We start from the raw sequence: 2590 nt of genomic DNA on the forward strand, positions 1-2590 counted from the left end.
TTGAGGCTTAAAGTGTTTGCAAATATTGTTAAACCATCCGGAATGTGGATTGTTATCACTATTCTTGCCAATGTAGTTAAGATGCGTCATGTACATTATCTCTACAGTTTCAATCATAGAACTTGTCTTTTCACGGCTTGCATAGCGGTAATAAAGATCAAATGTACGTAATAGGCTGGTTGTATAACCTAGAATGGTTATGTCATTAGGAGAGATATTAGAATTTTTATTGAGAATGTTATCTCTAATTATATTATATAAGGTAGTAACAGGTTGATCTTCCTGCAGGTACATATAGTTGATATAACCTTCTTTTTCTTGCTCTTGACCAAAGAAAGAGTAAGTACTATTTTCAGAAAAGTCATCAACGTCATATTTGTTCTTAAAAATATTCTTTTGGAATGATTGTGCAAGATCTCGGACTTTGAAGTCAGAGCGATAGCAATATTTCAAGTCATTTACACCTCGAACATTTGTTACAACGTCTTTGTTTTGTGTTGATTGTCCATAGATATTTTGTTTTACATCTCCAAAAAGGACGTAATCACCCTGAGGATCACGAAAATAGTTTTTTACTATTTCCATCCATGAACGATGATAATCCTGAATCTCATCAATCAATACTGCATCATATTTGGTGATTTCATCCTTGTGCTCGTCAAAGAGTTTGATGTTGCCATAATATTTTGATTCTAGATATTGTGACAAATGCTCGGGATTTATATCCTCAGGAATTTCAAATTCGATATTTAAATTATTCAGTTCTGCATTAATGAACTGATGATAGTTAATAATAATAAAGTTTTCAATTGGGAATGTCTCGTCAACTCTATTCATTTTGTCATGAATAAAGTTCTTTAGAGTAATGTTAAAAGTTAAAATGAGCACCCTCGGATTATTATTCCTTTCCAAGGCTCTTTTATAAGCTTGTACGGCACGGGCTGCTAAAACGGTTGTCTTGCCAGATCCAAAGACTCCGCGAACTCTTTGCTCAAGAGTTGTTGAATATATAATTTCTTTCTGTTTCTGAGAGTAACTATATGGAACACCTTGAGAACGTAGATGAAGAGGAGGAGAAAGAAGCCGTTTGAAATTATCATACAATTTGTCTGTGAAGAACCAAGAAGGACGCTCCGCTATCATATACCTGTTCTTCAACAATATATTAAAATCTTCTTGGTTTAATGAGTCATGTCCAAGGAAATCAATGTTGTATTTGAGGAAGGTTTGATACTTTTTATCGTCTTTATATGGTTCTACAAGCATTCCTTCAAGGTATGATTTGCTGGCGCAATGAAAATATACTGCGCATGACACAATGTTAAAATTGCGAAAGTCCTTGATTTTTACTTGCAATAAATCAGCCACATGGAGGTCAAATAGATTATTTTTATACTTTAAGACTTGGTCTATGGGTGATTTAACGACAGAGTTGTTAGGTGTATAAACCCATTTTCTCTTTTCATTCAGTTGAAAGTTGTCAAGATTCCAATCTTTGACCTCTATTACCATCACACCATAGCCTTTCCTCATGATTAGAATGTCCGGGCGATCCCCATTGAGGAAAGGATTGAAATAAATCTCGAACGAATCGTCAAGAGTGCGTTCAAGAAAGTTCAGCAAGGATCTTTCACCATCTGTGGGTTGAACCTTGAACTGGTTGATTTTTTCTATACAAGGGTAAAAAATAGCCATTATACTAACACACAAGTAAGGGGACTCTGATTTAGGGAAATGAGGGATAAAAGAGTGGGAGATTAGAACGTTGTTTTAAACTCTTTGGCGAGCCATGTTTGGGTGATACCTCGTTTCTTCAAATGCTCCTTAATGAGGTTGCTATGCTCTTTCTTTTGTTCCATAAAGCTGTTTTATATCTATTATAGCTGCAAAGCTATGAACTTATATTGAATATAGCGAAAGAAGGTGAGGGTTTAACACTACGGAGAACCGATTTTCTTGAAAAGCAGAACAAAAGAACCTCTTAAGATTTCAAAAACGATTATCTATGAGCTTTCCAACCTTAGATATTCGTCCATTATTAAATGCGCTACAATCGTTTCTGAGACCTCTTGATTTCCCGATTTATCCCTATTATTCCCACTATATCTCTGAGGCTTGGAGACTGTCTTTTTGCCTTCTACATTTGCATCGTCAGATCTGACAAATGCCCTATGCGCAAGGGCAAGTTATTAACTTCAAGACAAAAGAAAGTATGACGATAAATGAATTACTGGACAAGCCTGTGTGGCAGATGACAGGTGAAGAATTACTCTTTCTGGCACAACATGGTAATACGTCCCCAAAAGCAAGGGAAGAAAACAACTCCGCCAAAGAAGAAAGGCTATATGTGTATGGATTGGCAGGTATCGCACGCCTATTTGGATGCAGTTTACCTACTGCCAATCGTAAGTAGGTCGTAAGAATTAATTTATACTAAGCTACATGGGTAAAACTGATTTTGAGTCCAGACCCGATTGCCTCCAAGGCTCTGTTTGTGGCATAGAGCAGGGAGTCTGTGTAGAGATAATCCACAGGTCTGAGCCACTTCCCCTTGAGGATGCGCCAAAGAGTCTCAGCAATATTGAGATGC

1 protein-coding gene and 2 pseudogenes are annotated in these 2590 nt (G+C 36.7%); 1 reads left to right on the forward strand and 2 read right to left on the reverse strand.

All coding sequences use genetic code 11. The features are described 5' to 3' along the window. Together HMPREF9141_RS03265 and HMPREF9141_RS03270 are read right to left on the reverse strand one after the other, a co-directional pair. On the reverse strand, window positions 1-1695 hold a 1695-nt coding region (locus HMPREF9141_RS03265; RefSeq protein WP_007367050.1), incomplete at its 3' end, for a nuclease-related domain-containing DEAD/DEAH box helicase. Between the two features lie 65 nt (window positions 1696-1760). Further along, window positions 1761-1859: pseudogene (locus HMPREF9141_RS03270) on the reverse strand (transcriptional regulator); the annotation flags it as partial. A 353-nt stretch (window positions 1860-2212) separates the two neighbouring features. Here HMPREF9141_RS03270 and HMPREF9141_RS03275 point away from each other — a divergent pair. Next, window positions 2213-2407: pseudogene (locus HMPREF9141_RS03275) on the forward strand (DUF3853 family protein); the annotation flags it as partial. Window positions 2408-2590: the final 183 nt, after the last annotated feature.

It is taken from the genome of Prevotella multiformis DSM 16608, from assembly GCF_000191065.1.
GTDB lineage: Bacteria > Bacteroidota > Bacteroidia > Bacteroidales > Bacteroidaceae > Prevotella > Prevotella multiformis.